Annotated in this window: 5 protein-coding genes and 1 tRNA gene; 1 reads left to right on the plus strand and 5 read right to left on the minus strand. The window is 44.1% G+C overall.

The features are described from left to right. Positions 1–538: 538 nt before the first annotated feature. The 4 genes from QUA27_RS23985 to ndhL form a co-directional block, all read right to left on the minus strand. Positions 539–1,186, minus strand: coding sequence for a DUF6658 family protein (locus tag QUA27_RS23985; RefSeq protein ID WP_333071140.1), 648 nt, complete (start codon positions 1,184–1,186; stop codon positions 539–541). Between the two features lie 480 nt (positions 1,187–1,666). Beyond that, positions 1,667–2,464, minus strand: coding sequence for a tryptophan synthase subunit alpha (gene trpA, locus QUA27_RS23990; RefSeq protein ID WP_333071141.1), 798 nt, complete (start codon positions 2,462–2,464; stop codon positions 1,667–1,669). 306 nt (positions 2,465–2,770) lie between these two features. Next, a complete protein-coding gene (locus QUA27_RS23995; protein ID WP_333071142.1) occupies positions 2,771–3,076 on the minus strand; it encodes a DUF3007 family protein in 306 nt (101 codons plus the stop codon). After that, positions 3,077–3,292, minus strand: coding sequence for an NAD(P)H-quinone oxidoreductase subunit L (gene ndhL / locus QUA27_RS24000; protein ID WP_193972727.1), 216 nt, complete (start codon positions 3,290–3,292; stop codon positions 3,077–3,079). 198 nt (positions 3,293–3,490) lie between these two features. Between ndhL and QUA27_RS24005 the strand changes: the two genes are divergently transcribed. Continuing rightward, positions 3,491–3,575 (plus strand) — tRNA-Leu (locus tag QUA27_RS24005). Positions 3,576–3,811: 236 nt separating this feature from the next. On the opposite strand, the gene QUA27_RS24010 is transcribed toward QUA27_RS24005, so the two are convergent. Continuing rightward, the gene (locus QUA27_RS24010; RefSeq protein WP_333071143.1) at positions 3,812–5,587 is read right to left on the minus strand and encodes a sensor histidine kinase; all 1,776 of its coding nucleotides are present in this window, start codon (positions 5,585–5,587) and stop codon (positions 3,812–3,814) included. Between the last annotated feature and the right edge of the window lie 413 nt (positions 5,588–6,000).

The raw sequence follows: 6,000 nt of genomic DNA on the forward strand, positions 1-6,000 counted from the left end.
TTAGTACCTTAAAAAGTCCAAATATAATCTCTAGAAATTATAAAGAATCCGTCGTTAAAGCAGTGGCATTTCAGCCCCCGCTAGAAAAGGACAGGGCCGTTGCATTGTGGTGAAGCTCCCCCTCCACTCTACTTATGGCCTAATAGCCCTCCCAGGGGTTAAAACCAAATCAAATAGTAATAGGCATTAGTCTTCACATAACCGAAAGCATCCAGGATACAAGCCTCCGGATTCATTCCAACGCGCAGACTCAGGACGGAGAAATAAAAAACCTGTATCCGATGAAACTTGCCCTCCGAATTTATCCGTGGGGTCAATGCTTCAATTCTTTAATCTAAAATATAAAATCTAAAATCGATTGATTTTACCTAGATGCCGACAGGGGTTTTAACCCCTGTCGGCATCTAGCTTCCTGATAAGGAAAGAGCGTTATTTGAGATTAGTAAATCCCGTCTGCAGCTGTTTCTGCCACTCGTTGAGTTATCTCAACATCTCGATTCACTTTCTAGCAAATATTCTCTGAGGAATCTTCAGCGTTTTATCTTGCATCTCGCGCTGCATCATTGATATTTTCTTGCCCGCCGCTGGTACCATATCTCAGAGACTCTGTACCCTCTGCTGCTCTTTCTTTGGCTCCCTGCGTGGCTTCTTTAACAATATCTTTTGCTCCCTTCAAGCCTTCGCGAGTGTTTTCTTTAAGATTAGCAAAGCCTTGTTTGGTTTTGTCGCCAAAGTCATCAGCTTTGCGCTGGGCTGTGCGAGCATCGTCCTTCACCTTTTGGCCAACTTGGTCGAGTTTGTCAGGGGCGTCATCCGCTACCCGCCGTACATTTTCGCCTACATTGTTGCTAGATTTTGTGTCAATGCGGTGCTGCGCTTGCTCTTTGAGAAGCTGAGCTTTTGCTTCTGCTGATGTTACCTTTTGGTTTCTGGGATCGACATCGGGGTAGTCGTTCATGCCGCCTTTGTATTCGGAAGTTACAGCCCCTGAAGGCACTTCTTCTCTAATTTTGTCGGCAGTTCTTCCTGCGATCACATCAGTCTTTCCTGCCGTTACATCAGTTTTGCCTGCCATTACATCAGGGCGACTGCAGGCAGTGCTCACTAATACTAAAATGCCCGCCAGAAACACTGTTAAAATTTGTACAGCTCGAATTTTTTTCACAAATGCAGTTAGTCTCTTCATAAAAATGCTCCTTTCTATTGTGATATGCTCAAATGGCTTGTGGCTTTGTAGAGGGCTACCCTTACCAAATTAGGCACTTAAACACTTTTTTTAGTATACGAATAGAAACCGCAGCTTTTCATCTATCCCAAGTTACATTCCTCAAGTTATAGCGGAAGTAAGACGGAAGAAGGAAGAAGGAAGAAGGACAAAGGACAAAGTACAAAGGAATGGACAATCTTCGATCTTCTAGAAATTATTCAAACTCGGCACACCCTGCGCCGGACAAGGCAAAGTCCTTTCCCTACATAGCTGTTGGGTTATCCATGCGCGGACTATGTTGAAATGTTTTGCATTTTCGGCTCAAAAAAAACCTTCTAGTCAGGAACTAGAAGGAAGGTGGTGTATGATCTCAAGTACAACAAGGTCTTTAATCGCAATTGTGGCGACACATCGCGATCGCACACATCTGTCTAATGGCTGAAAGTATTTCTACAATGGCTAAGCATTTTGAATCGCTGTTTTTAGACTCTTGCAAAATTCGCCTATCGCCTCTAAACCCTGTTCTGGAGTTCCTTCGGCCAAGCGTTTGACAAAAGCACTGCCAACAATCGCAGCATCTGCACCCCATTCTTTCACTTGGCGAGCGTGTTCGGGTTGCGATATACCAAACCCGACGCCAATGGGTTTGTCGGTGACGGTGCGGAGTTCTTGTAGCAACTCTTTTGCTCTCGTTTCTAAGCCTTCGCGTACTCCCGTAACCCCCGTCACACTAACTAAGTAAATAAATCCTTGAGACTGACGAGCGATCGCTTCTATACGACTTTTGGGACTGGTGGGAGCAACTAATAATGTTAGTTCAATCCCTAATTTCTTGGCAGGTTGGATGAGACTGTCTGCTTCTTCTAAGGGCAAGTCTGGTACAACCAATCCCTGAACCCCAGCACTTTTGATTTGCTGCAAGAAGGTTTCTATACCTCGGTACAAAATCGGATTGTAGTATGTGAAGAGAATGATGGGCGATCGCAAATTCGGACTAACTTTCGCTACCATTTCCAGCACCGAATCTAACCGCGTTCCTCGCTGTAGCGCCCTTGTAGCAGCGGCTTGAATCACCGGCCCGTCAGCTAGCGGGTCAGAATAGGGAACGCCAAGCTCGATCGCATCTGCACCGTTATCATCCAAAATTTGCAATGCTTTAGCAGTTGTCTCCAAGTCTGGGTCGCCAGCAGTAATAAAAGGAATCAATGCACATTGGTGGTTCTTGCGTAACGTTTCAAAACAATTAGAAATAGTCATTAGTTATTAGTCATCAGTCATTGGTTATCCGTCATCATACATAGGATTTCCCCTCGATCGATCGCAAGGAAATTTGTTTGTAGTGAGGAACTCCTTCCTCATAAAACTCCCTCGGACTGAAGTCCTCACTACAAACCTATCGCGCTTATTTTAGGGAACGTGATATCAGTCATCAGTCATTAGTTAGCCGTCAATATTACTATTCATGAATTGTTATTTCCCAGTCATTAGTTCCGAGTTTATTGCTAATAATTTAATCACTAATAGCTCACTAATAACTAATAACTGAGAAGTAAGGACTATTGACTAATTATCTTTTTCCTGCTCAATTTCGGCTTGAAGTTTGGCTAATTCTTCAGGAGTGAGTTCATCGAGCTGCTTCTGCAAGACAGCTTCTTTGTAGTCTTGCAATTGCTGGCTGTAGGTCATATTTTGAGTCAGTGCTCGAAATAAATAAGTCACCAGCCAGCCAATCAAGCCGGCGACCAAAAATAACTGACTCCAAATCCCTGCATTCATGCTGTCGAGTCCGGCGAATTGTAGTAGCAAGTAGATAAACCCACCTGCTACAAAAAAGCCGATACTGATTCCAATTACGTCAATACGTCGCATTTAGGCTTCTATCTGCCGCCGTTTGGGCCGAAAATTCAAAAACGGAGCTAGGAGAAACATACCTGGGAAGAAGAAGAACATCAAGAAGTACATGAAGCCACGCTCAAAAGAGGTAGCGACGTACCAGCGGCTGTTCAGGTAAGCGTAGGTGGCCGCGGGTACTACCAGGAGGTAGGCTCCTGCCAAGACGGCGTAAAGCAGTAAGGTAATATACATAGATTTGCTTTAGGGGAATAATAACAGGGGTAAGTCGGTTGACACGCTCCGTTAGCTGGTTAACTATTGTACCGCTTGGGGAGAGCCAGCGCGACTTTTGGGAATTTTTTGATTAGGGGTTGCGTAAATTGGGGTTTTGGCTGTAGAATAAAAGGCTGTTGCTCTTAGTGGATCAAAACCACAGCAGCTTGACCAAAGGGGGGCGTGGCGGAATGGTAGACGCTACGGACTTAAAATCCGTTGACCCGAAACGGTCGTGTGGGTTCAAGTCCCTCCGCCCCCATCCATTTCCATCATTTGTGATTCAACGGTTTCAGATTTCTTGTCACCAAGAGTTCTGTTGGTCGCTCAATTTTCGCGCTAATGGTTTTCTACTATGTCCAAAAGCGCCTCTATATCTGACAAGTTCGCCCCGGACTTTTTGCATCGGGTATTCAACTGGTTGAGCAAGTCGGCTGGTTTGGGAAATTGGGCGACGGTGGGAACCGATTTTTTATTTTCATCCCGCCCCACGTGATATTACGCAGCAACTGGCAAAGTAATCACAAATTCCGTGCCCTGTCCTATTTGAGAATTTACCTCAATTTTGCCGTGATGCTTGGCAAGGATTTGATAGGAAATAGCCAATCCTAATCCAGTACCTTGGCCGATCGACTTTGTAGTAAAAAATGGGTCAAATATCTGTTGGGTACTGGCGGACGCAATTCCCGGCCCGTTATCCCGAATCTTGACGGTGACAGTATTGTCGGCCGAAATTTCCGTGCTAATCCAAATCGTTGGCGAATAGCCTTTGTCTTCCTTTTTCACCTCCTCCAGCGCATCTATTGCATTACTAATAATATTCATAAATACTTGATTCAGTTGGGCTGGATAGCACTCAACCGCAGGCAACTTGCCGTATTGTTTAATAACTTGAATACCTTGTTTGAGCCGGTGATTGAGAATTGTGAGGGTGCTATCTATTCCTTCGTGAATGTCGGCTGATTTCATTTTTCCGTCGTCGGATCGCGAAAAATTCCGCATGGATACAACAATTTCGCGAATGCGATCGGCTCCCATTTTCATCGAAGAGAGGGTTTTTGGTAAATCTTCTCTGAGAAATTCGAGTTCAATGTCTTCGATGCGCTCTAGAATGGCATCTGGTGGGTTTGGATAGTATTCTTGATAAAGAGTTACCAAACCTGCCAAATCTTCGATGTATTGGTTGGCATAGTCAATGTTGCCACCGATGAAGTTGACGGGATTGTTGATTTCGTGGGCTATCCCTGCAACCATTTGACCGAGAGATGACATTTTTTCGGTCTGAATTAATAGGGATTGAGTTTGTTTGAGTTCTTGTGTATACTCGCTAACTCGCTGAATCAATTTATTGAAAGACGCCGCTAAAACTCCGATTTCGTCGTCTGTTGTGACTGGTACTTGCAGGTTAAAATTCGATTCGCGAGCGACTTGCTGAGCCACATTAGTAACGGTTTCGAGGGGTTGGGCGATCGCGCGGCTGGTTTTGTCCGCTAGGGTGGCGGCGATAAGTGCTGAAATTAGCATACTTCCGAGAATAATTCGGTTTCGCAAACTTCCAGCTTCTTCTAATGCTTGGGTTCCTTGCTGTTTGTGAATTTCTACTGTAGAAATTAGGTCAGTTAAACTTTGAGCAAGGTTATCTAGTACGATCGCCTCTTGGCCGCTGCTAGTCCTCAACATTTGTAGCTGTGCGGACTCAATGCTGTTGGGTGGCAAGTTCCAAACATCCGCTTCTTTTAACTGCAATTTAATTAGCTTACCGTAGTAATCAATGACGAGGGCAGATTTCTTCAAGAGAGCGTGCAATGCTGCCTCTTCTGTTGCTAGTCTCTTGGGATTTTCTAGTGCGAAAGATTCAATTTCTGAAATCAGGATTTTGGCCTGATTGATTTGCCCGAAAAACCGATCTTGTTCGTATTTCAGCGCCACAGTGTTTCCCAAAACGACTGGCAATCTCGCCGCGTGCGATCGGGCTTCAAATACGGTATTTTGCAAATTTTGCAGCATTTGCTGCTGCTGCCCAGCAACATTCACCTGAACTAAAGCTTGCTTGCGAAAGTAGTCTCCCAATCTCAGTCCCGCACCAGTTCCCAAAATCGCTATGCCGATAGCTAAAGCATAGCCATAGCTAATTTTTTGGCCGATCCGCAAATGGTTGCATTCTGCCTTTAGCCCAGTTAGATTAATAGTTGAAGTCGGTAACAAATGTTTTTGAGCATAGTGCTTTTGCTCTACCTTGCTATTTTTGGACTGACTGTGGGTAAATAATAACATGGGAAGTTCCTCCCAAACAAATTAGGAGTAATTGAGCGAATAAAAGCAGAATGCACTTATGTTGAAGGCGGAAAGCAGTTTTGAGTATTGAATTTTGAATTTTGAAATCTTTATCTCAAAACTTAACTCTTACCCTAGTATCTCTATTTTTATACTAGAGTGTTTGTGATCTATATCAACTATTTATGTGATTATACGCAGAAGGACCAAATTTATGGTAACAGCGATTAGTATTTTTAGTCAGTTGGGACACAAGGCCCAACTACCGGTTCTCCCCGTTTTTCTTTTTCTGCCAGTTCTATAGCCTTTATCAGAAAGATGAGGTATCATGTTACGGACCCTCACGAGTGAGTGTCAAGCAGAGAAGATAAGATCAAATGAACTATAATTACATGGTTCAGTAAAGCCACGCG

This window comes from Microcoleus harperi Pol14_C6, assembly GCF_036701295.1.
Lineage (GTDB): Bacteria > Cyanobacteriota > Cyanobacteriia > Cyanobacteriales > Microcoleaceae > Microcoleus.